This is a genomic window from Sulfuricystis thermophila, from assembly GCF_004323595.1.
GTDB lineage: Bacteria > Pseudomonadota > Gammaproteobacteria > Burkholderiales > Rhodocyclaceae > Sulfuricystis > Sulfuricystis thermophila.
Genome location: NZ_AP019373.1, coordinates 1,517,917 through 1,543,596, shown reverse-complemented (window position 1 = coordinate 1,543,596; position 25,680 = coordinate 1,517,917). Strand labels below are relative to the sequence as shown.

Annotated in this window: 23 protein-coding genes; 8 read left to right on the top strand and 15 right to left on the bottom strand. The window is 64.4% G+C overall.

Translation table 11 applies throughout. The annotated features are described in order from the left end of the window. Window positions 1–126 precede the first annotated feature (126 nt). On the top strand, window positions 127–990 hold the full coding sequence (locus tag M52SOB_RS07725; RefSeq protein WP_431306322.1) for a TatD family hydrolase: 864 nt from the start codon (window positions 127–129) through the stop codon (window positions 988–990). Continuing rightward, window positions 987–1,484: a thiol peroxidase gene (gene tpx / locus M52SOB_RS07720; RefSeq protein WP_131111317.1), complete on the top strand. Its 498-nt coding sequence runs from the start codon at window positions 987–989 to the stop codon at window positions 1,482–1,484. The genes M52SOB_RS07725 and tpx overlap by 4 nt, the downstream gene beginning before the upstream one ends. A gap of 192 nt (window positions 1,485–1,676) precedes the next feature. Here the strand turns inward: tpx and M52SOB_RS07715 are convergent, their stop codons facing one another. The 12 genes from M52SOB_RS07715 to hrcA form a co-directional block, all read right to left on the bottom strand. Next, complete coding sequence (locus tag M52SOB_RS07715; RefSeq protein WP_131111316.1) at window positions 1,677–2,927, bottom strand: DUF1015 domain-containing protein; 1,251 nt, start codon at window positions 2,925–2,927, stop codon at window positions 1,677–1,679. Then, a complete protein-coding gene (locus tag M52SOB_RS07710; RefSeq protein WP_131111315.1) occupies window positions 2,927–4,006 on the bottom strand; it encodes a 3-deoxy-7-phosphoheptulonate synthase in 1,080 nt (359 codons plus the stop codon). The genes M52SOB_RS07715 and M52SOB_RS07710 overlap by 1 nt, the downstream gene beginning before the upstream one ends. A gap of 7 nt (window positions 4,007–4,013) precedes the next feature. After that, complete coding sequence (locus M52SOB_RS07705) at window positions 4,014–4,400, bottom strand: type II toxin-antitoxin system VapC family toxin (protein WP_131111314.1); 387 nt, start codon at window positions 4,398–4,400, stop codon at window positions 4,014–4,016. After that, window positions 4,397–4,627 (bottom strand): type II toxin-antitoxin system Phd/YefM family antitoxin, encoded by a 231-nt coding sequence (locus M52SOB_RS07700; RefSeq protein WP_131111313.1) that lies wholly within the window; start codon window positions 4,625–4,627, stop codon window positions 4,397–4,399. The genes M52SOB_RS07705 and M52SOB_RS07700 overlap by 4 nt, the downstream gene beginning before the upstream one ends. A gap of 48 nt (window positions 4,628–4,675) precedes the next feature. Continuing rightward, window positions 4,676–8,086 carry a transcription-repair coupling factor gene (gene mfd / locus M52SOB_RS07695; RefSeq protein ID WP_131111312.1) on the bottom strand — a complete coding sequence of 1,137 codons (3,411 nt, stop codon included), beginning with the start codon at window positions 8,084–8,086 and terminating at the stop codon, window positions 4,676–4,678. 90 nt (window positions 8,087–8,176) lie between these two features. Continuing rightward, a complete protein-coding gene (gene dnaJ / locus M52SOB_RS07690; protein WP_131111311.1) occupies window positions 8,177–9,295 on the bottom strand; it encodes a molecular chaperone DnaJ in 1,119 nt (372 codons plus the stop codon). Between the two features lie 99 nt (window positions 9,296–9,394). Further along, complete coding sequence (gene dnaK / locus M52SOB_RS07685; protein WP_131111310.1) at window positions 9,395–11,323, bottom strand: molecular chaperone DnaK; 1,929 nt, start codon at window positions 11,321–11,323, stop codon at window positions 9,395–9,397. Window positions 11,324–11,393: 70 nt separating this feature from the next. Beyond that, the gene (gene grpE, locus M52SOB_RS07680; RefSeq protein WP_131111309.1) at window positions 11,394–11,969 is read right to left on the bottom strand and encodes a nucleotide exchange factor GrpE; all 576 of its coding nucleotides are present in this window, start codon (window positions 11,967–11,969) and stop codon (window positions 11,394–11,396) included. 93 nt (window positions 11,970–12,062) lie between these two features. Then, window positions 12,063–13,679 carry a methyl-accepting chemotaxis protein gene (locus M52SOB_RS07675; RefSeq protein ID WP_131111308.1) on the bottom strand — a complete coding sequence of 539 codons (1,617 nt, stop codon included), beginning with the start codon at window positions 13,677–13,679 and terminating at the stop codon, window positions 12,063–12,065. A 138-nt stretch (window positions 13,680–13,817) separates the two neighbouring features. Continuing rightward, window positions 13,818–14,252, bottom strand: coding sequence for a thioredoxin TrxC (trxC, locus tag M52SOB_RS07670; protein ID WP_131111307.1), 435 nt, complete (start codon window positions 14,250–14,252; stop codon window positions 13,818–13,820). Between the two features lie 50 nt (window positions 14,253–14,302). After that, window positions 14,303–15,280, bottom strand: coding sequence for a ferrochelatase (hemH, locus tag M52SOB_RS07665; RefSeq protein ID WP_284155032.1), 978 nt, complete (start codon window positions 15,278–15,280; stop codon window positions 14,303–14,305). Beyond that, window positions 15,277–16,296 carry a heat-inducible transcriptional repressor HrcA gene (hrcA, locus tag M52SOB_RS14030; protein WP_284155241.1) on the bottom strand — a complete coding sequence of 340 codons (1,020 nt, stop codon included), beginning with the start codon at window positions 16,294–16,296 and terminating at the stop codon, window positions 15,277–15,279. Before hrcA ends, hemH begins: the two co-directional genes overlap by 4 nt. 82 nt (window positions 16,297–16,378) lie before the next feature. Between hrcA and M52SOB_RS07655 the strand changes: the two genes are divergently transcribed. From M52SOB_RS07655 to recN, 3 genes are read left to right on the top strand one after another with little or no spacing between them, the layout of a single operon-like run. Further along, the gene (locus tag M52SOB_RS07655; RefSeq protein WP_131111304.1) at window positions 16,379–17,560 is read left to right on the top strand and encodes an Eco57I restriction-modification methylase domain-containing protein; all 1,182 of its coding nucleotides are present in this window, start codon (window positions 16,379–16,381) and stop codon (window positions 17,558–17,560) included. After that, complete coding sequence (locus M52SOB_RS07650; protein ID WP_131111303.1) at window positions 17,557–18,429, top strand: NAD(+)/NADH kinase; 873 nt, start codon at window positions 17,557–17,559, stop codon at window positions 18,427–18,429. The genes M52SOB_RS07655 and M52SOB_RS07650 overlap by 4 nt, the downstream gene beginning before the upstream one ends. A gap of 3 nt (window positions 18,430–18,432) precedes the next feature. Then, window positions 18,433–20,082: a DNA repair protein RecN gene (gene recN, locus M52SOB_RS07645; protein ID WP_131111302.1), complete on the top strand. Its 1,650-nt coding sequence runs from the start codon at window positions 18,433–18,435 to the stop codon at window positions 20,080–20,082. Window positions 20,083–20,289: 207 nt separating this feature from the next. Here recN and gloB read toward each other — a convergent pair whose 3' ends face one another. After that, a complete protein-coding gene (gene gloB / locus M52SOB_RS07640; protein ID WP_131111301.1) occupies window positions 20,290–21,045 on the bottom strand; it encodes a hydroxyacylglutathione hydrolase in 756 nt (251 codons plus the stop codon). Between the two features lie 14 nt (window positions 21,046–21,059). Between gloB and M52SOB_RS07635 the strand changes: the two genes are divergently transcribed. Genes M52SOB_RS07635 through dnaQ form a run of 3 tightly spaced genes read left to right on the top strand, consistent with a single transcriptional unit; the run spans window position 21,060 to window position 22,932 of the window. Beyond that, window positions 21,060–21,788: a class I SAM-dependent methyltransferase gene (locus tag M52SOB_RS07635; RefSeq protein WP_131111300.1), complete on the top strand. Its 729-nt coding sequence runs from the start codon at window positions 21,060–21,062 to the stop codon at window positions 21,786–21,788. Further along, the gene (rnhA, locus tag M52SOB_RS07630) at window positions 21,788–22,231 is read left to right on the top strand and encodes a ribonuclease HI (RefSeq protein ID WP_131111299.1); all 444 of its coding nucleotides are present in this window, start codon (window positions 21,788–21,790) and stop codon (window positions 22,229–22,231) included. Before M52SOB_RS07635 ends, rnhA begins: the two co-directional genes overlap by 1 nt. Beyond that, window positions 22,228–22,932: a DNA polymerase III subunit epsilon gene (dnaQ, locus tag M52SOB_RS07625; protein ID WP_131111298.1), complete on the top strand. Its 705-nt coding sequence runs from the start codon at window positions 22,228–22,230 to the stop codon at window positions 22,930–22,932. Before rnhA ends, dnaQ begins: the two co-directional genes overlap by 4 nt. 227 nt (window positions 22,933–23,159) lie before the next feature. Here dnaQ and glgB read toward each other — a convergent pair whose 3' ends face one another. Then, window positions 23,160–25,073, bottom strand: a complete 1,914-nt coding sequence (gene glgB / locus M52SOB_RS07620; protein ID WP_131111297.1) for a 1,4-alpha-glucan branching protein GlgB — start codon at window positions 25,071–25,073, stop codon at window positions 23,160–23,162. An 11-nt stretch (window positions 25,074–25,084) separates the two neighbouring features. Next, complete coding sequence (locus M52SOB_RS07615; RefSeq protein ID WP_172601786.1) at window positions 25,085–25,615, bottom strand: Crp/Fnr family transcriptional regulator; 531 nt, start codon at window positions 25,613–25,615, stop codon at window positions 25,085–25,087. Window positions 25,616–25,680 lie beyond the last annotated feature (65 nt).

Genomic DNA, 25,680 nt, shown 5'->3' with positions numbered 1-25,680 from the left:
GTCTCCCCTCCCGCGAGGGGCGGAGGCGGGGTTTCGCGAAGCACTGCTTCGCGCCGCCGGAGCCGGCCGGCTGTGCAAAGCCGGCCGTGGGACAGGCTGGGGGAGGGCGGACGTTTATTTTTGCGCATGGTATTTCATCCTCTGCGGGCGCCGATTGCCGGCATGCGCGTTAGCTTGCCGTTGGCCCCGCTGATCGATACCCACTGCCACCTCGATGCGGCGGAATTCGACGCCGATCGCGACGAGGTGTTCGCGGCCGCGAAACTCGGCGCTGGCGGCACGGCAGTCGAAGTCGTGGTCATCCCGGCGGTCGAGCGCGCCAACTTCGGCGCCGTCGCCAGTGTTTGCCGCGAGTATCCGGGCTGTGCCCCGGCTTATGGCATCCATCCACTCTATGTCGATCGTGCGCGTCCCGAAGATCTCGATGCCTTGCGCGACAGCTTGCAGCGCGAACCGGCCGTCGCGGTCGGCGAGATCGGCCTGGATCGTCATGTCGAGCCGCGCGATGATGCGCGACAGAGGTTCTACTTCGTCGAGCAGCTGAAGATCGCGGCTGAGTTTGGGCTACCGGTGCTGCTGCATGTGCGTCGGGCGATCGATCCGATTCTCAAGGCCCTGCGCGAAGTCCCCGTGCCCGGCGGCATCGCCCATGCCTTCAACGGCAGTCGGGAACAGGCTGAGCAGCTCATCAAACTCGGCTTCAAACTGGGTTTCGGTGGCGCGATGACCTTTCCCGGCTCGAAGCGCATCCGCGAATTGGCGGCCAGCCTGCCGCTCGAGACGATCGTGCTAGAGACCGATGCGCCCGACATCCCGCCGGCCTGGAAAGCAGGCGGCAGAAACACGCCCGCCGATCTGGTGCCGATCGCCGAAACGCTGGCACAATTGCGGGGGATGCCGCTGACGGAAATCGCCGCGGTGACCCGCGGCAATGCTTTGGCCATACTGCCGCGACTCGAAAACTTCATCACCCACGGAGAACACCCATGACTACCGTTACCCTGCAAGGAAATCCTTTCAAGGTCGAAGGCATGCTGCCCCCGGTCGGCAGCCAGGCGCCTGCGCTGACGCTCACCAACGGCGAGCTGGCCGATGTCACCCTGGCGAACTTCGCCGGCAAGCGCAAGATCCTGAACATCGTCCCGAGCCTCGACACCCCCACCTGTGCCACCTCGACACGCAAGTTCAACGAAAAGGCGGCCGGTCTGAACAACACCGTCGTGCTGGTGATCTCGGCCGATCTGCCCTTTGCCGCCGGTCGCTTCTGCGCCACCGAGGGCCTCAAGAACGTTGTGCACCTGTCGACCTTCCGCCATCCCGAATTCATGGCGACCTGGGGTGTCAAGATGGCCGAAGGGCCACTGTTGGGCCTCACTGCCCGGGCAGTGGTGGTGCTCGATGAGAACGACAAGGTGCTGCACAGCCAGCTGGTGCCCGAAATCGCCCAAGAGCCGGATTACGAGGCGGCGCTGAAGGTGCTTTGAGGAAACGCTGAATCAGTCTGCTGCGCGACCGGATGGCGGTGTTGCGCGGTGCTCGGATGCTCGCCTACCTACCAGGTATGTCTCGCATCCTGCGCTCCGGGCGCCTTGCCCTCCGGCCGCTCGCGACGACTTTTCAGCGTTCCCTGATCGTTTTCCAAGCTACGGAATGGCCCGGCATTGCCGGGCTTGTCTTCAGTCGAGTACGTGGGACACCAGCCCGTCCGCAAGCTTGGGCTCGAACCAGGTCGATTTCGGCGGCATGACCTGGCCGCTGTCCGCCACGGCCATCAGTTGATCCATGCGCGTGGGATAGAGGGCGAACGCGGCCGCCATTTCGCCGGAATCGACGCGCCGTTCCAGCTCCGCCAGGCCGCGGATGCCGCCGACGAAATCGATGCGCTTGTCGCGCCGCAGGTCACGAATGCCGAGGATCGGCCCCAGCACGTGATCGGAGAGCAACGAGACGTCTAGGCCGGCGACCGGGTCCTGGGAAAACAGCTGCGGATCGATGTTCAGGCGGTACCAGCGCTTGGGCAGATAGAGGCCGAATTCGCCGGGGCAGGCTGGACGGACCGCATCGCAGCTCGGCGAGATGCGGAATTTTTCGCCGAGGCGGGCGAGGAATTCGTCCGCCGTCAGGCCGTTCAGATCCTTGACGACCCGGTTGTAGTCGAGGATCTGCATCTGCCGATGCGGGAAGATCACGCTGAGGAAGTAATCCGAAGAAATTTCGCGGCCGGGGATGCGCCGTGCCGCGGCCACGCGTGCGGCGGCCGCCGAACGGTGATGGCCGTCGGCGATGTAGAGCGCCGCCATGCCATCGAAGCAGCGGGTGAGCGCATCGAGATGCACGGGGTCATCACAGCGCCAGATCTGGTGACGCACCGTGTGCGTCGGTTCGCTGAGGGTGACGTCGGCCGCCGGGTCGCCTTGCGCCATCGCGGCAATCAGCCGGTCTGCCTCCGCCGAGGAAGGGTAGGCGAGCAGCACCGGCCCGGTCTGGGCGTTGGTGGCTTCGATTTGGCGCACGCGGTCGTCTTCCTTGTCCGGGCGGGTGAATTCGTGTTTGCGGATGCGGTTGGCCTCGTAAGCGGCGACCGAGGCGATGGCGACCAGCCCGGTCTGCTCGTGCGTTCCGCGATCGGTGCGCATCGTCAGCCGATAGGCGTAGTAGCAGGGCGCTCTATCGCGCAGCAGCACGCCGGCGGCGATCATGCGTTGCAGGTTTTCGGCGGCTTTGGCATAGACGGCAGGATCGTAAGGATCGATGTCGACGGGCAGGTCGATTTCCGGTTTCGAGATGTGCAGGAACGACCAGGGATGGCCGGCGGTGCGGATGCGCGCTTCGTCGGAGGAGAGCACGTCGTAGGGCGGCGCGGCGACGTCCTGAGCGCGACCGGGAGCGGGGCACAGCCCGCGCAAGGGTTTGATCAGGGTCGACATCAGGCGGCCTTTCGCACGGCACGGCCAGCCAGTGGGCCGCGCAGGATGTCATACGCCTCGCGGATCATCTTTTCGGTGGTCGGCCAGTCCACGCAGGCATCGGTGACCGAACAGCCGTATTTGAGCTGCGTCAGATCGTCGGGGATCGGCTGGTTGCCGGCTTCGAGGAAGCTTTCGATCATCAGGCCGACGATCGAGCGATTGCCGAGCCGGATTTGGTTGACGACGTCGTGCAGCACCAGCGGCTGACGTTCCGGGTCTTTGTAGCTGTTGGCATGCGAGCAGTCGATGACGATGTTCTGCGCCAACCCTGCCTTGGCGAGCGCCTGTTCGGCGATCGCCACCGAGACCGAATCGTAGTTCGGCCGGCCACCGCCGCCGCGCAAGACGAGATGGCCATAACGGTTGCCACGGGTGCGGACGACCGAGGTGCGGCCTTCCATGTTGATGCCGAGGAAGCTGTGCGGTTTCGAGGCGGAGAGGATCGCATTCACCGCGGTCTCGACCGAGCCGTCGGTGCCGTTCTTGAAACCCACCGGCGTCGATAGGCCCGATGCCATCTCGCGGTGCGTCTGCGATTCGGAGGTGCGGGCGCCGATCGCCGTCCAGCTGACCAGATCGCCGAGATATTGCGGGGTGATCGGATCGAGCGCCTCGGTGCCGGCGGGCAGCCCCAGCTCATTGATGGCGAGCAGGAATTCACGCGCCTTGTAGATGCCTTCCTCGATGTGGAAGGAATCGTCCATGCGCGGGTCGTTGATGAAGCCCTTCCAGCCGGTGGCGGTGCGCGGCTTTTCGAAATAGACGCGCATGACGAGAAACAGCGTGTCGGCGACTTCGTCGGCCAGCGCCTTGAGGCGCCGCGCATAATCGAGCCCGGCGCCGGGGTCGTGGATCGAGCAGGGGCCGACGACGACGAACAGGCGCGGATCCTTCCTGTCAAGGATCGCCTCGATCGTGTGCCGTCCCGCCAGCACCGATTTTTCCGCGGCTTCGGTCATCGGCACGCGGGCATGGATCTCCGCCGGCGTCGGCATCGGTTCGAAGGTTTCGATGTTGAGGTTTTCGGTGGGCTGCATGGCGTAGTTACCAGAGACGTTTGATTGAGTAGGCAGAAAACGCAGCATCACTACTGACGACGGTGAGTTTTCTGTTCTTCGCCTGCGCGATCAACAGGCGATCGAAGGGATCGCGATGGTGCAACGGCATTTTCTCAACGAGGGCAACGTCGGCTAGATCGATGCCCAGCAGGCTGAAGCCGTTCGCTTCGACATGATCCGCTACATAGCGACCGACCGGTTGTGTCAGGCGAATCTTGCCTAGCGCCGACTTGATGGCGAGTTCCCAAGGCACGACCAAGCTGACGAACACCTCGTTGTCCAAGTCGGCGATGGCGCCGCGTGCCTTCGCCGACAGCTGGGGGTCATCTTCCACCCAGCGCAAAAAAGCGTGGGTGTCGAGCAACAGCTTCATCGGAGGTAATCGGCGAAGTCGTCCGGCGTGGCGTCGAAGTCATCGGCGATGAAGCGGATCTGGCCTTTGCCAGAGCCTGGAACGCGCTTTCCGCTCGGCGGCTTGAGCGGGACGATCTTCACTTGGGGTTTGTTGTCGCGCGCGATGATGACTTCTTCGCCTCGCATGGCTTTGTGGACGAGTTCTGAGAGATGGGTCTTGGCTTCGGCGATGTTGAACTGTGGCATGGCTGTCGCTGAAACAAATGATTGGTCATCCTACATGACCATCATCGATCAAGCAAGTTTCAGTTGGGCAAACAGTTCCTTCACCGCGCCGACGCGCTCCTTGAGCGTGTTCGTGGCCTTCTGCCAGACGAGTTTGTCCGGCCCGGCGAGCTTGAAGCTGCGATCGTTCTGGATCAGCCGGATGATGCTCGCCGGCTCGATCGGGGGATTGGCGACGAACTGCAGCTGAATCGATTTCTCGCCGGCATCTAGCTTGCCCACGCCGAGCGGCTTGCCGAGGATGCGCAAGCGGTGGGTTTCGATCAGCGCCTGGGCCTGGGCGGGCAGTTCGCCATAGCGGTCGATCAGCTCTTCCTGCATCGCGCGCAGCGCGTCTTCCGTCTCACAGTTGGCGAGCCGCTTGTAGAGCGTCAGCCGCTCGTTGACGTCGGGGCAGTAGTCGTTGGGCAGCAGCGCCGGGGTGTGCAGATCGATTTCCGCGGTGACCGACAGCGGCCGCGTGAGGTCCGGCATCGGTTTGCCGTCCTTGAGCGCCTTCACGGCGGTGTTGAGCATGTTGGTGTAGAGCGCGAAACCGATCTCGTGGATTTCGCCCGATTGGGCTTCGCCGAGCACTTCGCCGGCGCCGCGAATCTCCAGATCGTGCATGGCGAGGAAGAAGCCCGAGCCGAGTTCTTCCATCGCCTGGATCGCCTCCAGCCGCCGTTGTGCCTGTGCGCTGGGTTTGGCGTGCTCGTCGGTGAGCAGATAGGCATAGGCCTGATGGTGGCTGCGGCCGACCCGGCCACGCAATTGGTGCAGCTGCGCCAGACCGAATTTGTCGGCGCGGTGGATGATGATGGTATTGGCGTGCGGATTGTCGATGCCGGTTTCGATAATCGTCGAGCACAGCAGCAGGTTGTGTTTCTGCTGGGTGAATTCGCGCATCACGCGCTCCAGCTCCCGCTCGGGCAGTTGGCCGTGGCCGACGACGATGCGCGCTTCCGGCAACAATTTCTGCAACCGGTCGCGCATATTTTCGATCGTCTCGACTTCATTATGCAGAACATAGACTTGTCCGCCACGCTTGAATTCCCGCAAGGCTGCTTCGCGCACGAGGCCGTTCGACCATTGGTGCACGAAGGTCTTGATCGCCAGGCGCTTTTGCGGCGGTGTGGCGATCACCGAAAAATCGCGCAAGCCTTCGAGCGACAGGCCGAGGGTGCGCGGAATCGGCGTCGCGGTGAGGGTCAGTACATCGACCTCGGCGCGCAGGGCTTTCAAGGCTTCCTTCTGCCGCACGCCGAAGCGGTGCTCCTCGTCGATGATCACGAGGCCCAGCCGGGCAAATTTCACATCCGGCTGCAACAATCGGTGCGTGCCGATCACGATGTCGATGGTGCCCATCGCCAGTTGCTCGATGGCCGCGGCTTGCTCCTGCTTCGATTTGAAGCGGGAGAGTTCGGCAACCTTTACCGGCCAGTCAGCGAAACGATCGGCGAAGGTCTGATAGTGCTGTTCCGCCAGCAGTGTGGTGGGGCACAAGACGGCGACCTGCTTGCCGTCGGCCACCGCGACGAAGGCGGCGCGCAAGGCGACTTCCGTCTTGCCGAAACCGACGTCGCCGCAGACCAGGCGATCCATCGGTTTGCCGGAGACCATGTCGGAGATCACCGCGCCGATCGCGGCGAGCTGGTCGGGCGTCTCCTCGAAGCCGAAACCGGCGGCGAAGGCTTCCAGATCGTGGGTCTTGAAGCTGAACTTATGGCCCTGGCGCGCGGCGCGCTGGGCGTAGAGCGCGAGCAGTTCCACGGCGGTGTCGCGCACCTGCAGCGCGGCTTTCTTCTTCGCCTTCTCCCACTGGCCGGAGCCCAGCGTGTGCAATTGCACGCTTTCCTGATCGACGCCGCTGTAGCGCGAGATGACTTCGAGCTGGGCGACCGGCACGTAGAGCTTCGCTTCATTGGCGTATTCGAGCTGGAGGAACTCTTCCTCGCCCTGCCCGAGATCCATGCGTACGAGGCCGAGATAACGACCGATGCCGTGGTTTTCATGCACCACCGTATCGCCGATCTTGAGTTCCGACAAATCGCGCAGCCAGCCGTCGAGATTGGCGCGCCGCGCCTCCGAACGCTTGTGGCGCGGCCGCGCGGTGGCGGCATAGAGCTCGTTTTCGGTGATGAGGGCGAAATCATCGAGCGCAAAGCCGCCGGAAACCGGCCCATCTGTCAGAGAGAGCGCAGCGGAGCCGGCAAGGAAGGCCGCGAAGTCGGCGACGAGCGTCGTGGCAAGCCCATGCTCCGTGAGAGATTCATGCAGCGTCTCGCGCCGGCCTGGCGATTCGGCAATGAGCAGCACGCGGCCCGGATATCCGTCCAGGAAGCGGCGCAAGGCCGCCAATGGATCATCGGCTTTGCGATCGACGGCGACATTCGGCAGAGATGCCGTCCCGTCAGCGCCGACTTTCGCAACGTATTGTGCAAAGCGATTCGCCGTGACGAAAAATTCCTCGTCGCGCACAAAGAGCGCCTGCGGCGGCAGGATGGGGCGCGATTTGTCGCCGCCGAGCATGTTGTGGCGCTCTTGTAAGTCGCTCCAAAACTCGGCGAGCGCACGAGACACGTCGCCATGCAGCACGAGCCGGGCATCCTGCGGCAGGTAATCGAACAATGTCGCCGTCTCATCGAAGAAGAGCGGCAGGTAATACTCGATGCCGGCTGGAAACACGCCGTTCGAGACATCCTTGTAGAGCGCGATGCGCGAGGCGTCGCCCTCGAAGGTCTCACGGAAGCGCTGGCGGAATTTCGTGCGGCCGGCTTCCGTCGTGGGAAACTCGCGCGCCGGCAGAAGGCGTATCTCCGGCACCGGATAGAGGCTCCTTTGGCTGTCGACATCGAAGCAGCGGATCGTCTCGATCTCGTCGTCGAAGAGCTCGATGCGGTAGGGCAGGCTCGATCCCATCGGAAAGAGGTCGATGAGGCCGCCCCGGATGCTGTATTCACCGGGCGCGACGACTTGCGTGACGTGCTGGTAGCCGGCCAGGGTCATCTGCGTGCGGAAACGCTCGATGTCGAGCGTGTCGCCCTTCTTCATGAAGAAGGTGTGGGCGGCGAGGAAGGCGGGGGGTGCGAGACGTGTGGCGGCGGTGGAGGCGGCGACGATCAGCACGTCGCACTGCCCCTGCGAGACCGCGAACAGGGTCGCCAGCCGCTCGGAAATCAGATCCTGGTGCGGCGAGAAATGGTCGTAAGGCAGGGTTTCCCAGTCGGGCAGCAGGTGTGTGCGCAGGTTCGGCGCGAACCAGCCGATCTCATCGTAAAGCCGCTGGGCTTCGAGCGGGGTGGCGGCGACGATCGTCAAGAGATGTTTGCCGTCGGCAAGCTGCGCGAGCGCCAGGGCATCGGCCGAGCCGGCAAGGTAGGGTAAAACTACGCGCTGACCGGCTTTCGGCGGCGCGGGCAAGTCAAGCTGAAACGACATGGTGGAGGAGGGTCGGGCAGGGCGCGCATTATCGCATCGCCCGCCGAACTGCCATCATTCAGAGGTTTCGATTCGACCTCGGCCGAGGACCTAGCCGCCGAAAAATTCCCTCACCCTATCCATCCACCCCTGCGCCTTGGGGTTGTGTTTGGCGGCATTGCCCTGGCTGATCTCTTCGAACTCGCGCAGCAGTTCCTTTTGCCGCTCGGTGAGGTTGACCGGCGTTTCGACGACGACATGGCAGAGCAGATCGCCCGGCGCAGAGGAGCGCACGCCCTTGATGCCCTTGCCGCGTAGGCGGAACACCTTGCCCGTCTGGGTTTCGGCGGGAATCTTCAGTTTGGCGACGCCATCGAGGGTGGGAATTTCGATTTCCCCGCCCAGCGCGGCGGTGACGAAGGAAATGGGCATTTCACAATGCAGGTCGTCACGATCGCGTTGGAAGACCGCGTGGGCCTTGAGGTGGATCTGCACGTAGAGGTCGCCGGGTGGGCCGCCATTCACGCCGGGTTCGCCCTCGCCGGAGAGGCGGATGCGATCGCCTTCGTCGACGCCGGCGGGAATCTTGACCGAAAGCGTCTTGTGTTGTTTGAGGCGCCCGGCGCCATGGCAGGTGGGGCAGGGGTCAGGAATGTAGCGGCCGCTGCCGTGGCATCTCGGGCAGGTCTGCTGGATCGAGAAGAAGCCCTGCTGGATGCGCACCTGACCGTGGCCGCCGCAGGTCGGGCAGATTTTCGGCTCGCTGCCCTTTCGCGCACCGGTGCCGTGACAGGCTTCGCATTCCACCATCGTCGGGATGCGGATGCGCGTCTCGGTGCCGCGTGCGGCTTCTTCGAGGGTGATTTCCAGGTTGTAGCGCAGGTCGGCGCCGCGATAGACGTTCGAGCGGCCGCGGCCGCCGCCGAAGATGTCGCCGAAGATGTCGGAGAAGGCATCGGCGAAACCACCCATGCCGCCGAAGCCGCCGCCCATGCCGGCCTGGGGATCGACGCCGGCATGGCCGAACTGGTCGTAGGCCTGGCGTTTGCTCGCGTCGGTGAGGATTTCGTAGGCTTCTTTCGCTTCCTTGAAGAGTTCCTCGGCTTTGGGATTGTCCGGGTTGCGGTCCGGATGGTATTTCATCGCCAGGCGGCGATAGGCTTTCTTGATTTCTTCTTCCGAGGCATCCCGATTGACGCCAAGCACTTCGTAGTAGTCGCGTTTTGCCATGTCGGCCTTCGATCTGTTGAAGCGATACGGCCGAGTTAAGGGGCGGCATGCGCCGCCCGCTTGAACTCGGCCACTTAAAACGCCGCGCCAGCGGCCGGTTTAAGCTTTCTTGTCTTTCACCTCGGTGAATTCGGCATCCACCACGTCGGCGTCGTCTTTCTTGGCTTCACCGCCGGTCGCGCCCGCCTGCGCGCCCGCCGCGCCGCCGGCCTGCTGGGCGTAGATCTTCTCGCCGAGCTTTTGCGAAGCCGCGGCGAGCGCCTGGGCTTTGGCTTCGATCGTGGCTTTGTCGTTGCCCTTGATCGCCTCTTCGGCGGCCTTGAGCGCTTCCTCGATCTTAGCCTTTTCAGCGGCGTCGAGCTTGTCGCCATGCTCGGCGAGCATCTTCTTCACCGAATGCACCAGCGCATCGCACTGGTTGCGTGCTTCGACCAGCTCGTGCGCCTTGCGGTCTTCCTCGGCGTGCGCTTCGGCATCCTTGACCATGCGCTGGATCTCTTCCTCGGAGAGCCCGGAGTTGGCCTTGATGGTGATCTTGGCTTCCTTGCCGGTGCCCTTGTCCTTGGCCGAGACGTGCAGGATGCCGTTGGCATCGATGTCAAAGGTCACCTCGATCTGCGGCACGCCGCGCGGCGCCGGCGGAATGTCGGTGAGGTTGAACTGGCCGAGGCTCTTGTTGCCGGCGGCCATTTCGCGCTCGCCTTGCAGCACGTGGATGGTCACTGCGGTTTGATTGTCATCCGCCGTGGAGAAGACCTGGGTCGCCTTGGTCGGGATGGTCGTGTTTTTCGGGATGAGCTTGGTCATCACGCCGCCCAGGGTTTCGATGCCGAGAGACAGCGGGGTGACGTCGAGCAGCAGCACATCCTTCACTTCGCCCTGCAGCACGCCGCCCTGGATCGCCGCACCGATGGCGACGGCTTCGTCCGGGTTCACGTCCTTGCGCGGTTCCTTGCCGAAGAACTCCTTGACCTTTTCCTGCACCTTGGGCATGCGCGTCATGCCGCCGACGAGGATCACGTCGCTGATGTCGGAGACTTTCAGGCCGGCATCCTTCAGTGCGATGCGGCAGGGTTCGATGGTGCGCTCGATGAGATCTTCGACGAGCGCTTCGAACTTGGCGCGCGTGATCTTCATCGCCAGGTGCTTCGGGCCGCTGGCGTCCGCCGTGATGTAGGGCAGGTTGATCTCGGTCTGCATCGAGGAAGAGAGCTCGATCTTCGCCTTCTCGGCCGCTTCCTTGAGACGCTGCAGCGCCAGCACGTCGTTTTTCAGATCGACGCCCTGTTCCTTCTTGAATTCGGTGACGATGTAGTCGATCAGGCGCTGGTCGAAGTCCTCGCCGCCGAGGAAGGTGTCGCCATTGGTGGACAGCACTTCGAACTGGTGCTCGCCATCGACTTCGGCGATGTCGATGATCGAGATGTCGAAGGTGCCGCCGCCCAGGTCATAGACGGCGATCTTGCGGTCGCCTTCCTGCTTGTCGAGACCGAAGGCGAGCGCGGCCGCGGTCGGCTCGTTGATGATGCGCTTGACTTCGAGGCCGGCGATGCGACCGGCATCCTTGGTGGCCTGGCGCTGACTGTCGTTGAAGTAGGCGGGCACGGTGATCACCGCCTCGGTGACTTCCTCGCCGAGGTAGTCTTCGGCAGTCTTCTTCATCTTCTTCAGCACTTCGGCCGAAACCTGCGGCGGCGCCAGCTTCTTGCCGCGCACTTCGACCCAGGCGTCGCCGTTGTCGGCCTTGACGATCTTGAAGGGCATCAGATCGATGTCCTTCTGCACTTCCTTTTCCTCGAAGCGGCGGCCGATCAGCCGCTTGACGGCATAGAGCGTGTTCTTCGCGTTGGTCACCGCCTGGCGCTTGGCGGCCGCGCCGACGAGGATTTCACCATCCTCGGTGTAGGCGACGATGGACGGCGTGGTGCGCGCGCCCTCGGAGTTTTCGATGACCTTGGGTTTGCCGTTTTCCATGACGGCCACGCAAGAGTTGGTGGTGCCCAGGTCGATGCCGATGATCTTGCCCATGTTCGTTTCCTTTGTGAATTGCAGGGAGAAAAATTAACCTGCGCTCAATATGGGGTTATCGCGTGAGGCTTCAAGCCTTGGGTTTGGCGACGGTGACCAGCGCCGGGCGCAGGATGCGGTCGTGCAGTGCATAACCCTTCTGCAGCACGGTGACGACCGTGTTCGCTTCCTGATCGGCATCGACCATCGCGATCGCCTGGTGCTTGTGGGGGTCGAACTTTTCGCCGACCGGATTGATCTCGGTGAGCGCCGATTTCTCGAAAGCGGCGGCGAGCTGTTTCAAGGTCAGCTCGACGCCGGCCTTGAGCGCCTCGACGGTCTGCGTTTCGTTGGCGAGCGCGGCTTCCAGACTGTCTTTGACCGCCAGTAATTCGCCGGCGAATTTCTCGATCGCAAACTTGTGCGCCTTGGCGACGTCCTCTTGCGCGCGGCGGCGCACGTTCTCGGTTTCGGCCTTGGCGCGCAGCCAGGCATCATGATGCTCGGCGGCTTTGAGTTCCGCGGCCTTGAGCAGTTCTTCCAGACTCGGCATGACTTCCGCCGGCTCGGGGGCGTCGACCGGGGATTCGGCTGCCGTCTCGCCAGCGCCGAGTTTGGCTGTCAGTTCAGGAGCTTCGGGGGAGTTGGGCGTGTGATCGTCCTGCATGGCATGGGGCCTCGAGAATTAAACCATGGAGGGAATATGGGCTCCCCGCCCCTTTTTCAAGGGGCGACGGCGCATTTTCCGGCTGGGGGCGTATTAGGTGCGGAACCGGCCGACGGTGCCTTGCAGCTCGTCTGCGAGCGTTTCGAGTCGTTCCGCCGCCAGGGCATTCTGCTCGACGGCGGTGCTGTTTTCGCGCGCCATCGTGGCGATCGCCTCGATGTCCGTCAGTGCAGCGGCGCTGACCTGCCGCTGTTCTTCGGTGGCAGCGGCGATCGTGTCGAGACCGCGTCCCACCTCTTCGACCGAGGCGTTGGATTGGTTGATCGCATTGGCGACGGCGGCGAGCGACTGCTCGCTCGAAGCGATGTCGGCCAGACCGGTTTCGATCGCGCTGCGCACGAGATCGGACTTGCTGTTCAGCGTGCGGGTGATGACGTCGATCTCGTTGGCCGAAGCGGCGGATTTCTCGGCGAGCTTCCTCACTTCGTCGGCCACCACCGCGAAACCGCGTCCCTGCTCACCGGCGCGCGCCGCCTCGATCGCCGCATTGAGCGCCAACAGGTTGGTCTGATCGGCGATGTCCTTGACTTCGCGCGTCATGTTGGTGATCGATGCCGTGCTGCTGACGAATTCATTGACGGCTTCGGCCATCTCATCGACGGCGGACTTGACGCGGCCGATCTCGCCGATCAGGCGTTCGAGGGTTTCCTTGCCTTCACGCGAGCGGGCGAGGCTTTCCTGTGACTGGACGTGGACGCGCTCGGCGCTCTCGGCGACCGCGACGATGCTTCTCACCATGCGCTCGACCGCGTCTGTCACGGCAGCGGATTTCTCGCTTTGCTGGCGCGAGCTTGCGGCGACCTGCTGCGCGCCGCCGACCAGATCGCGGGCGGCGGCGGAGACGTGTTTCGCCGAAGTGTCGACCTGGCGTACCAAATTGGCGAAATTCGCCATCATTTCGTTGAACACCCGGCTCGCCTGGCCGATCTCGTCGTTGCTCTTCACTTCCAGACGGCGCGTCAGGTCGCCCTCGCCGCTGGCGATGGCGCGCAGCCCAGCGACCATGTCGTCGAGCGGCTGGGTCACGACGCGTGTGACGAAGAACCAAATGAACAGCAGCACGGGCATACTGACGCCGATCGCCGCCAGCAGGATCTTGATGCGCTGCGCGGCGATGGCCGCTTCGACGTCGTCGAGGGAGACCTTCATGCTGACGACGCCCAGAACCGTCCCTTCAGGCGTCTGATGGCAGGCGATGCAATCCTTGCCGAGATAGTTTTTGCTGGCAAGTGTTGGGCGCACCACGCGCAGAAATTCGCCTTTGGCGTCCTGTTGCACTTCGCGGAATTCCTTACCACTCGCGAGCACCTGCTGTTCGATCGCGTCGGGCTGACCTTCGTCGCCCTTGCCGGGGCCGTAAAGTTTGGTGACGGCTTCGCCGCGGATGACCTTGAGGTCGCGGATCACCGACAGCTGTTTGATCTGGTCGAGGAAAACCTCACGCTGGCCGATGGTGCCGGTGATCATCATGCCGGTGAGCCCCGCTAGCGTCGCCTCGTGCATCGATAGGGAAAAACGAGTGGCCTGCTCGATCGCGGTGTCACGATTGACCTGGCTTTGCCAGAAGATCATCCCGGTCCACACGAGCACCAGGATCAACCAGATTCCGGCAGTCAGGCGCAGCCAGATTTTCATGTCGGAAAGGCGCATGAATCATCTCCCCACGAAAGTGGGGGGAGTATAGCGGGAAACGCCTGACATGCCGACCGCGACCCCTCGCATTCGATCGAGCGCGGGTGGCCGAGGTCGGCGATGTGGCGTTACGCGAAGCCGGTAGGAGGGCGAGGTTCAGAGTACGGCGCGGACCCAGCGCACGATGCTGCCGGCATCCATGGCGCCGGATTGCCGGGCGATCTCACGGCCGCCCTTGAACAGGATCATCGTCGGGATGCTGCGGATGCCGAAGCGTGCGGCGATGCCTTGATGTTCCTCGGTGTTCAGCTTCGCCAGACGGACCTGGGGTTCGAGCTGGCTCGCGGCCTGGACGAAGGCCGGCGCCATCATCCGGCACGGGCCGCACCAGGGGGCCCAGAAATCGACCAGCACCGGGATCTCCGATCGGCCGATGTGTTTTTCGAAGCTCGCCGCGTCGAGCTCGACGGGGTAGCCGGAAAACAGCGGCTGCTTGCATTTGCCGCAGCTGCCGCCGGCGGCGAGCTTGTCATGAGGTACGCGGTTCGGCGCGTGGCAGTGCGGGCAAACGATGATCAGTGAGTCGGACATGGCAATCTCCTATATCGGTTTTCGCTGATATAGGTGCCGGAAATGCGATTTCAATCGGCCAGGCGGGGCTGGCACAGATCGGCTAACGCAGCGATCCAGTCCGGGCGTTCGTTCAGACAGGGCAGGTAATGGAATTCCTGCCCTCCGGCATGCAAGAAGGCTTCTTTGCATTCCATGGCGATCTCTTCGAGTGTTTCCAGGCAGTCGGCCGGAAAGCCTGGACAAATCACATCGACGCGCTTGAGCCCGCTGCGCGCGAGTTCTTCCAGCGTCGGCTGGGTATAGGGTTGCAGCCATTTCGCCGCGCCGAAGCGAGACTGGAAGGTGGCGAGCCACTCGCCGGTTTCGAGGCCGAGCGCGGCGGCCAGTGCGTGCGCCGTGGCGTGGCACTGACGCGCATAAGGGTCGCCGCGATCCACCGAGCGCTGCGGAATGCCGTGGAAGCTCATCACCAGCTTCTCGCCGCGTCCGTGCGCCTGCCAGTGCTCGCGGACTGCGTTGGCCAGCGCGCCGATGTAACCGGGGTCGGTGTGAAAATCTTCGATCCAGCGGATCACCGGCGGTCGTTTCTGGCGCTTAAGCCAGCCGGTCACGGCGTCTTGTGTGCTGCCAGTGGTGCTGCCGGCCCATTGCGGATAGAGCGGCAGGATGAGGATTTCCTCTGCGCCTGAAACCGTCAGCCGATCGAGCACGGCGGGGATGGCCGGATTGCCATAACGCATCGCCCAGTCGATCAGCAAATCCTGGCGGCCGCGTTCGCCGAGCAGGCCGCGCAGCAATTTGGCCTGGCGCTCGGTATGCACTTTGAGCGGCGAGCCTTCGGGGGTCCAGATCGTCGCGTATTTCGCTGCCGATTTCGCCGGCCGGGTGTTGAGGATGATGCCATGCAGGATCGGCAGCCAAAGGAGGCGCGGCAGCTCGACGACGCGCGGATCGCCGAGAAACTCGGCCAGATAGCGCCTGACGGCCGGCGTATCCGGCGCATCGGGCGTGCCGAGGTTGATGAGCAGGAGGGCTTGGCGGCTCAATTGGGACTCAATGCGGAAGACAGCAATCGTGCGGTGATGTCGACGATCGGGATCACGCGCTCGTAGGCCATGCGCGTCGGGCCGATCACGCCGATGGTGCCGACGACCTGGCCTTCGACCTCGTAAGGGGCAGCGACGATGCTGCATTCGTCGAGCGGCGCGATGCCCGATTCGCCACCGATGAAGACATGCACGCCCTCGGCACGGCTCGACAGGTCGAGCAGCTGCATCAGGCCGGTTTTCTGTTCGAAAAGATCGAACAGCTGCCGCAGCCGCGCCATGTTGGCGGCCAGATCTTCGCTGTCGAGCAGGTTCTTCTCGCCGCTGATCACGTATTGCTGGCTCGCCTCGCTGGCCGCCTGGGCGCCGGCGTCGGCGGCGGCATTCATCAGTTCGGTCATGTCGCTGCGCAGCTGTTGCAGCTCGTGGTGCAGCCGCTGGCGGATCTGCATGAAGTCGAGACCGGCGAAATTCTGCGTCAGGTAATTCGCTGCTTCGATCAGCTCGCTCTGGGCATAGGGTCGCTGGGTGAGCAGGATGCGGTTTTGCACCTCGCCTTCGGTGGTGACGATGATCAGCAGGATGCGCGTCTCGGTCAGGTTGAGGAACTCGATCTGGCGGATCTTCGGCGCCTGGCGGCGCGGCGCGATGACGACACCGGCGAAGTGGGTGAGTTCCGAGACCAGCTGCGAGGCATGGCTGATCACGCGCTGCGGCACATCGGGCAACAGCGCCTCCTTGAGCTCGGAGACGTGCTGGGGATCGAGCGGCTGCACGGTGAGCAGGGTGTCGACGAACAGGCGGTAACCCTTGGGCGTCGGCACCCGGCCGGCCGAAGTGTGTGGGCTGGCGATGAAGCCCAGCTCTTCGAGATCGGCCATCACGTTGCGGATCGTCGCCGGCGACAGTTCCAGGCCGGAGTATTTGGCGAGCGTGCGCGAGCCGACCGGCTGACCTTCGACGATGTAGCGTTCGATCAGGGTCTTGAGCAGGGTCTTGGCACGGGCATCGAGCATCATGGCAAGGAAGATTGTAGCGTTAGCGTGGATTACAATCGTGCCGTCTTGCCAGCGCCGACTTTCAGCGGCGGGTTTTACTATGCCAAAACAACTCAATGTACATGCCCTGGGGCAAGTGTTCACCCCGCCATCGGTGGTCGAGAGAATGCTCGCCCTGCGTCAGAGGCGGGGCCGTACCCTCGATCCGGCCGCCGGAGACGGCGCCTTCTCGACGCGCATTCCGGGGTGCGAGGCGATCGAGATCGACCCGGGCGTGGCGCCCGCAGGCGCACAGGTGATGGATTTCTTCGCGCTGCCACTCGACGAAAAATTCGACACCATCATCGGCAACCCGCCCTATGTGCGTTTCCAGGACATCCCGCCGCGCACGCTGGCCTTGCTCGACCACGAAATGTTCGACCGGCGCAGCAATCTCTATCTCTATTTCATCGAGAAGGCGGTGCGCCATCTGCGCCGCGGCGGCGAACTGATCTTCATCGTGCCGCGCGAATTCACCAAGCTCACCGCGGCGCGGCGGCTCAATGCCTTTCTCTTCGAGGAGGGCGACATCACCGATTTCATCGAGCTGGGCGATGCGCGCGTCTTTGGCGAGCATACGCCCAACTGCGCGATCTTCCGCTTCGAGCGCGGCCGCCGCGAGCGGCGCCTGGCCGACGGCCGGCGTTTCGCGTTGGTCGATGGCCAGCTGATGTTCCTGCGCGGCGACTACCGGGTGCCGCTCGCCGAGCTGTTCGAGGTCAAGGTCGGTGCGGTTTCCGGGGCCGACGACGTCTTCGAGCATCCGGAAGGCAACGCCGAGTTCGTCTGCTCGCGCACGGTGGATGACGGCAGCACGCGACGCATGATCTTCAATACGCCGCATCCGCATCTCGAGGCCTTCAAGGAGAGATTGCTGGCCCGGCGCGTGCGGCCTTTCGACGAGTCGAACTGGTGGCAGTGGGGGCGGTTGCACCATGTCTCGACGGCACCACGCGTCTATGTGAATGGCAAGACGCGCCGGCCGCGGCCGTTCTTCGTCCATGACTGCCCGAATTACGATGGCTCGGTGCTGGCGCTGTTTCCGCGCCTGCCGGGGCTGGATGTGGCGCTCGCCGCCGACATGTTGAACGACGCGGTCGATTGGGCCGAGCTCGGCTTCGTCTGCGACGGGCGCTTTCTGTTCACCCAGCGCACGCTGCAGCACTGCCTGTTGCCGCCAGTGTTCGACAAGTTGCGCCGAATGGCCGAAGCGCAAACCCAGCGTATGAGGACGGCCGCATGAGTCGCTATCGCACCATCGCCCTGTTCGGCAAACAGGACAGCGAGCTCGTCGCCGAGGCCTTGGGTGAACTGCACGACTACCTCATTCAGCGCGGCATCACAGTGCTGGTCGATGATGCGTTCTGCAGCGTCGCGGGGCTTGCCCGGGATTGCGCCGAGATCGCGACGATCCGGCAACGGGCCGAGGTCGCGATCGTCGTCGGCGGCGACGGCACCCTGCTCGCCGCGGCGCGCAAGCTCGATGCCGCCGAGGTGCCGCTGGTCGGCATCAATCTGGGGCGGCTCGGCTTCATGACCGACATCGCGCGCGCCGACATGCTGGGGGCGATCGACCGCCTGCTGGCGGGCGAATTCACCGCCGACCGGCGCATGCGCCTCGAAGTGCGTGTGCTGCGCGACGGCACAGAGGTGTTCCGCACGCTGGCGCTCAATGAGGTCGTCGTCAACAAGGGTGATCTCGGCCGCATGATCGAGCTCGAGGTGCGCGTCGATGAAGAATTCCTCTATGTGCTGCGTGCCGACGGCATGATCGTCGCCACGCCGAGCGGTTCGACCGCCTATGCGCTGTCGGCCAACGGCCCGATCCTGCAGCCCGCCGTGCCGGGCATCGCGCTGGTGCCGCTGTGCGCGCATGGGCTCACCTACCGGCCGATCACGATCGCCGACAGCTGCGCCGTCGAGCTGCGGCTGGTGCATTCGTATGATGGCCGCGTGCATTGCGATGGCCAGAATTTCTTCGATGCCAAGGCCGGCGATTGCGTGCAGCTGACGCGTTCGCAGCATCCGCTGACCCTCCTGCATCCGCCGAGCTACAGCTATTTCGCGATGCTGCGCGAGAAACTGCACTGGAGCGCGACGCCGCACAGGTGATCGATGCTGCTCAGCCTGACGATCCGCGACTTCGTCATCGTCGATCGGCTCGATCTCGAGTTCGAGCCCGGCTTCGGCGCGCTGACCGGCGAGACCGGCGCCGGCAAGTCGATCCTCGTCGATGCCCTGTCGCTGGCGCTGGGCGAACGAGCCGATGCCACGGTGGTGAGGAGCGGCGCCTTGAGAGCCGACATCGCGGCCGAGTTTTCGCTGACGCCCGATGCGCCGCTCGCGGACTGGCTCGCCGCGAACGATTTCGCCACGGATACCTGTCTGCTGCGCCGTGTCGTCGAGGCGACGGGGCGTTCGCGCGCCTGGATCAACGGCACGGCAGCGACGCTCGCCCAGTTGCGCGAGGTGGCGGAATTCCTTTGCGACATCCACGGCCAGCATGCGCATCATTCGCTGTTGCGTCCAGAAGCCCAGCGCGCGCTGCTCGATGCCTATGCGGGCGTCGAAGCGCTGGCGCGCAACGTGGCGGCGCGCCATGCCGACTGGCGCAAGCTCAGCTCGGCACGTGCGGCGGCCGAGCGGGATGTCGCGGCGAGCGCGCGCGAGCGCGAACTGCTCGAATGGCAGGTCAAGGAACTCGCCGCGCTGGGCTTCGAGGCGAGCGACTGGCAGGAGACCGAAGCCGAGCAGCGGCGGCTCTCCCATGCCGCGAGCCTGCTCGAGGCGAGTAGCGCGGCGCTGGCCGCGCTCGAGGAGGGTGAGCTGCCCGTCCTGCCGCTCTTGCAGCAGGCCAGCGGCCGGCTCACCGAGCTGACCGCGGTCGATGCCAACCTCGGCGAGGCGGCGCAACTGTTCGAAAGTGCGCTGATCCAGCTCGACGAGGCGGCGCTGGCACTGCGGCGCTATCGCGAGAGACTCGACCTCGATCCGGCGCGGCTCGCCGAGCTCGATGCGCGCATCGACGCCGTGACGCAGCTGGCGCGCAAACACCGGGTGACGCCGGAAGAGTTGCCGGCAGTGCAGGCGCGGCTCGAAGCGCGGCTGGCCGAATTGCAGCTTGCCGCCGACCCGGCATTGCTCGCCGAGCGCGAACGTGAGGCGCAGGCCGCTTATCTCGCAGTCGCCCGGCAGCTGAGCGAGGCGCGGCGGCAGGCGGCGGAAAAGCTCTCCGCCGCCGTAACCCAGGCGATGCAGGAATTGGCGATGCCGGGGGGGCGCTTCGCCATCGAGCTGGCGACACTTCCCGAAGGGGGCGCCCATGGGCTCGAGACGGTCGAATTCCTCGTCAGCGCCAATGCCGGTCAGCCCTTGCGTCCGCTCGCCAAGGTGGCTTCGGGAGGCGAGCTCTCGCGCATCGGACTCTCATTGCAGGTGATCGCCAGCCAGAGCCATGCCGTCGATACGCTGATCTTCGACGAGGTCGATGTCGGCATCGGCGGGCGCGTCGCCGAGATCGTCGGCCGCATGCTGCGGCAGCTCGGCAGCGACCGGCAGGTGTTGTGCGTCACTCACCTGCCGCAGGTCGCGGCCTGCGCGCACTGGCAGTGGTCGATCCGCAAGGAAACGCGCGAGGGGCGGACGGTGAGCCGCGTGACCCCGCTCGATGACGCCGGCCGCGTCGAGGAGATCGCCCGCATGCTCGGCGGGGTGAACATCACCGAGACGACGCGCAAACACGCCCGGGAAATGCTGGGACTGTAGCCGATCGGCAACCGTCGAGAAGAGCGTTGAGGAATCGGCCGGGCGGTGAGGCGATTTGAGAGCGTTCGTCGGGCATCGTTGGCGAAGCGCACGGAAAAGCTGCCCACTTGTTCGAGCGCAGCGAGTTGTGGGCGGCCCGTGCGCGAGCCTTACGAGGCCCCCGAACGCGAACCATGAGCCGAATCGCCCGGCCGTTTCCTCGAAGAATTACAGGCTGTCCCGCCAGCGCCGTATCGCGGCGAAGGTTTCCACATCGTTGGCCGGAGGATGGCCGAGCCAGCGGGTGGCGGCGGCGATCACGCCGGGCGAGCGCCAGCGCAGGAAGGGATTGGTGGCGAGCTCCGCTGCGAGCGTCGACGGCACCGAAGGCGCGCCGGACGCGCGCAAGCGGGCGACCGCTGCGCTGCGTTCAGCGATCGCGGCATTGTCCGGCTCTACCTGCTGGGCAAAACGCAGGCAGGATTGTGTGTATTCGTGCGCGCAATAGATCTGCGTCTCGGTCGGCAAGGCGGCGATGTGCGCCAGCGAGGCATGCATCTCCTCCATCGTGCCTTCGAAGACTCGGCCGCAGCCGGCGCCGAACAGCACGTCACCGCACAACAGCATCCCCAGGCGATAATAGGCGATATGGCCTCGCGTATGTCCCGGCAGATGCAACACCTCGAAATCGGTGCCCAGCACCGACACCCGATCACCATCCTGCAAGGGCCGGGTGACGACATCCGTGGCCTCCAACGCCGGGCCGTATACCGGCACAGGATGCTGCGCGACCAGTTCGGCGATCCCTCCAATGTGGTCGCCGTGGCGGTGGGTGACGAGGATCGCCGCCAGACGGTCGCCGCTTTGTGCGAGGAAACGCAACACCGGCGTCGCTTCACCGGGGTCGACGAGGGCGACATGGCCTTGCCGGCGGAGCGCCCAGATGTAGTTGTCCTCGAAAGCGGGGATCGGTTCGATGTGCATGGCGGGGGATTGTAATGGCTGTGGAGAGCTTCGCCGCCTGGCTGGAAACGCCGCAGGGCCGTTACGCGCTGGCCTGGGAGCAGACGAAGACCGATCTGTTGGCCGCCGACATCTTCGGCTTCAATGCGGTGCAGATCGGCTTTCCGCAGATCGATTTCCTGCGTGCCAACCGCATGCCGTTTCGCTTCACCTGTTGTGAGGAGGGCGCTTGCACCACCCGTGCCGACCCTCATCATCTGCCCTTCGCGACGAACAGCGTCGATCTCGTCGTGCTGCCGCACCTGCTCGAATTCGCTGCCAACCCGCACCAGATCCTGCGTGAGGTCGATCGCGTGCTGGTGCCCGAGGGCAGCGTGCTGGTGATCGGCTTCAATCCCTTCAGCCTCTGGGGTCTGCGGCGCTTGTTCGCCCGCGGGCGCGGCGAGCCGCCCTGGCAGGGGCGCTATCTGTCCGTGCCGCGCCTGCGCGACTGGTTCGCGCTGCTGGGCTTCGAGACGCACAGCGGCGCCTTCGGCTGCTATGCGCCGCCCTTGCGGCAGGAAAAATGGCTGCAACGTTTGCATTTCCTGGAAGCGGCGGGGGACCGCTGGTGGCCTTTCCTGGGGGCGGTGTATGTGCTGCAGGCGATCAAGCGCCAGCACGGCCTGCGGCTCGTCACGCCGAAATGGAAAGACCGCATGGCGCGGGCGAAGGCGCTGGCGCTCTTGCCGCAAAAGCCCTTGACGCAGAAACGCGAAGAATAATGACCGACATCGTCGAGATCTATACCGATGGCGCCTGCAGCGGCAATCCCGGCCCGGGCGGCTGGGGCGCTCTGCTGCGCGCAGGCCGCCAGGAAAAGGAACTGTCGGGTTTCGATCCGGCCACCACCAACAACCGCATGGAGCTGACCGCAGTGATCGAGGCCCTGAAGGCCTTGAAACGGCCGGTGACGGCGCGCGTGCATACCGATTCGCAATACGTGCAGAAAGGCATCAGCGAATGGATCCACGGCTGGAAGAAGCGCGGCTGGAAGACCGCCGACCGTCAGCCGGTGAAGAACGCCGATCTGTGGCAAGCGCTCGATGCGCTCGCCAGTCGTCATCGTATCGAATGGGTGTGGGTGCGCGGCCATGCCGGCCATGTCGAGAACGAGCGCGTCGATGCCCTGGCCCGTGCGGCGATCGAACAAGGGAGGAAAAGATGAGTGCCCACCGACAGGTGATTCTGGATACCGAAACCACGGGTCTCGAATGGCGCCAGGGTGACCGCGTGATCGAAATCGGCTGCATCGAGCTGTTGAATCGCCGGCCCAGCGGCCGGCGCCTGCATCGGTACCTGAACCCCGAACGTCCGATCGGCGCCGGTGCGCAGGCGGTGCATGGCCTGACCGACGAGTTCCTCGCCGACAAGCCGAAGTTCGCCGACATCGCCGACGAATTGCTCGAATTCCTCAACGGCGCCGAGGTGATCATCCACAATGCGCCCTTCGACGTCGGTTTCCTCGATTACGAGCTGAGCCTGATCGGGCGCGGCCCGCTGGCGAAGGTCTGTGGCGCGATCACCGATACGTTGAAGATGGCGCGCGAGCTGCGTCCCGGCAAGAAGAACAGCCTCGATGCCTTGTGCGCCGAATTCGGCATCGACAATTCGAACCGGCAGCTGCACGGTGCGCTGCTCGACGCGGAACTCCTTGCCGAGGTCTATCTGGCGATGACGCGCGGGCAGGAAAGCCTGATGATCGCGCTCGACGCCGGCGTGACGGCGAGCGATTTCGCCGCCGGCGAACGTCCGCCGATCCGCGTCCTCGCGCCGAAGCCAGAGGAGCTCGCCGAACACGAGCGCGTGCTCGCCGAGATCGACAAGGCCAGCGGCGGCAAGACGCTGTGGCGGCTGATGACAGCCTGAGAGGCTGTGAAAAATTCTGCTGCGCTTGCCAATACTTTGTTGCTCGTTCGCTCAAGTCTGCGCCTATCTCAAATGATATGTCTTGACTTTCGCTCACTCGCGTCGCGTCTTGGCTGCGCTCGCGACGAATTTTTTCACAGCCTCTGACGTGCCGTCCCGCCAGCGCCGACTTTCCGAAACGAGTCGGCGCCCGGCGGGACGTTGAGTTTTTCGTCAGCGCCGACCGTTCAGTCGGCCGGCTCGAAAAACAGCACCGCCAGCGGCGGCAGGCGCAGGTCGAGCGAGTGTGATCGACCATGGCGGGGGATGTCCTGCGCCTGGCAGCCGCCGGCGTTGCCCTGGCCGCTGCCGCCGTAGCAGGTCGCGTCGCTGTTCAACACCTCGCGCCACCAGCCGCCGCGGGGCACGCCGAGGCGATAGCCTTCGCGCACCACCGGTGTGCAGTTCGCCACGACCAGCATCGTTTCTCCTGCCGGGCCCTTGCGCAGGAAGGAGAGCACGCTCTCGTCGCTGTCGTGGCAGTCGATCCACTCGAAACCGTCGTTGCTGAAATCACGCGCGAACAGCGCCGGACGCGAGCGGTAGACGGCGTTCAAGTCGCGCAGCCAGGCTTGTGCGCCGGCATGCGGCCAGTATTGCAGCAGATGCCAGTCGAGACTCTTGTCGTGGTTCCATTCGGCGGTCTGGCCGAATTCGCAGCCCATGAAGAGCAGTTTCTTGCCCGGATGCGCCCACATGTAGCCGAGCAGCAGGCGCAGGTTGGCGAAGCGCTGCCATTCGTCGCCCGGCAGTTTGCCGACCAGCGAACCCTTGCCATGCACGACCTCGTCGTGCGAGATCGGCAGCATGAAGTTTTCGTGGAAGGCGTACCAGATGCTGAAGGTGATCTGGTCGTGGTGATACTTGCGGTGGATCGGATCGTGCGCGAAGTAGTCGAGCGTGTCGTGCATCCAGCCCATGTTCCACTTCATGCCGAAACCCAGGCCGCCGAGCCAGGTCGGGCGCGAGACCATCGGCCAGGCGGTGGATTCCTCGGCGATGGTCTGGGTGTCCGGGAAATCGCGATACACCGCCTCGTTGAGCTGGCGCAGGAAGTGGATCGCGGCGAGGTTCTCGCGGCCGCCGTGTTCGTTCGGCACCCATTCGCCGGGCTTGCGGGCGTAGTCGAGATAGAGCATCGAGGCCACCGCATCGACGCGCAGGCCGTCGACGTGATACTGCTCGAGCCAGAACAGCGCGGAAGAGAGCAGGAAGGAGCGCACCTCGTGACGGCCGTAGTTAAAGATCTGGCTGCTCCACTCCGGGTGATAGCCCTGACGCGGGTCGGCGTGCTCGTAGAGCGCCGTGCCGTCGAAATAGGCCAGCCCATGCTGGTCGTTCGGGAAGTGCGAGGGCACCCAGTCGAGGATCACGCCGATGCCCTTCTGATGCAGATGGTCGACCAGGAACATGAAATCCTGCGGGCTGCCGTAGCGGGCGGTGGGCGCGAAGTAACCGGTGACCTGATAGCCCCAGGAGCCGTAGAACGGGTGCTCCATCACCGGCAACAGCTCGACGTGCGTGAAGCCCATCTCGACGCAGTAGTCGGCGAGCTCGATGGCCAGCTCGCGGTAGCCGAGCGGCCGGTCCGGCGTTTCCGGCGAGCGTCGCCAGGAGCCCAAATGCACCTCATAGACGGCGAAGGGCGCATCGAGGGCATTGGCCGTCTTGCGGCGCGCCATCCATTCGTGGTCATGCCACTCGTAGGCAAGATCGGCGATCACCGAGGCGGTGGCGGGCGGCGCTTCGGCCGCGAAGGCGAAGGGATCGGCCTTGTCGACCTTGTAGCCGTGAAAGTTCGACTCGATGTGAAACTTGTAGCGCTGGCCGACCTGCGCGCCGACGACGAAACCTTCCCAGATGCCGGAGCCGGGATGGAGCTGGCGCAGCCAATGGCTATGGCGATGCCAGCCGTTGAAATCGCCCATCACCGAGACGGCATGGGCATTCGGCGCCCAGACCGCGAAATGACAGCCGGCCACGCCGTCGCGTGTCTCCGGGTGGGCGCCCAGGCAACGATAGACGCGGCTATGGCTGCCTTCACGAAACAGATGCAGGTCGAGTTCGCCGAAACGGCTCTGGATGCTTGGCAGGGAGGACATGGGGGAAACGGTCAGACGAGCGGCCGCGTGGCGGGAGAAACGACCCGCGTGCCGAGGTCGCGCAGCCGTTCGACCATGATCTGCAGCAGCATGGTGAGGAACTTGTTGGCCAGGCGCGGATGGAGTGCCATGATTTCGTTCAGATCGGATTTCGACAGCACCGCGAAGCGCGTGGCTTCGGCCGCGATGCAGCTGGCGAAGCGCGGCTGACCGTCGATCAGCGACATCTCACCGAGGATGCTGCCCTCGCCGACCAACGCCAGGCTGTGGGGCTTGCCGGCCAGATCGGTTTTGCGCACGATGACCTGTCCGGAGAGTAGCAGGATCAGGTGGTCGCCTTCCTCGCCTTCCTGCAGCAACACCGTGCCGGCCGGCGCGCTGAAGCAGTGCATGAACTGACAGAGCTCTTCGATCTCATAGCGGTAGAACTCGTCGAACAGCGCTTCCTTGTTGATCGCAGCGAGAACATCGTCGACATGGCTTTCCGCGCTGCCGAGATATTCGACGTCGAGATAGAGGTTGGTAGGGTTGGCGAGCGACATGAAGGCGAAGCTTAGCAGATTGCGCGCAAAGCGGCGTCCGCGGAGAAACTGGCTAACATGCGGGT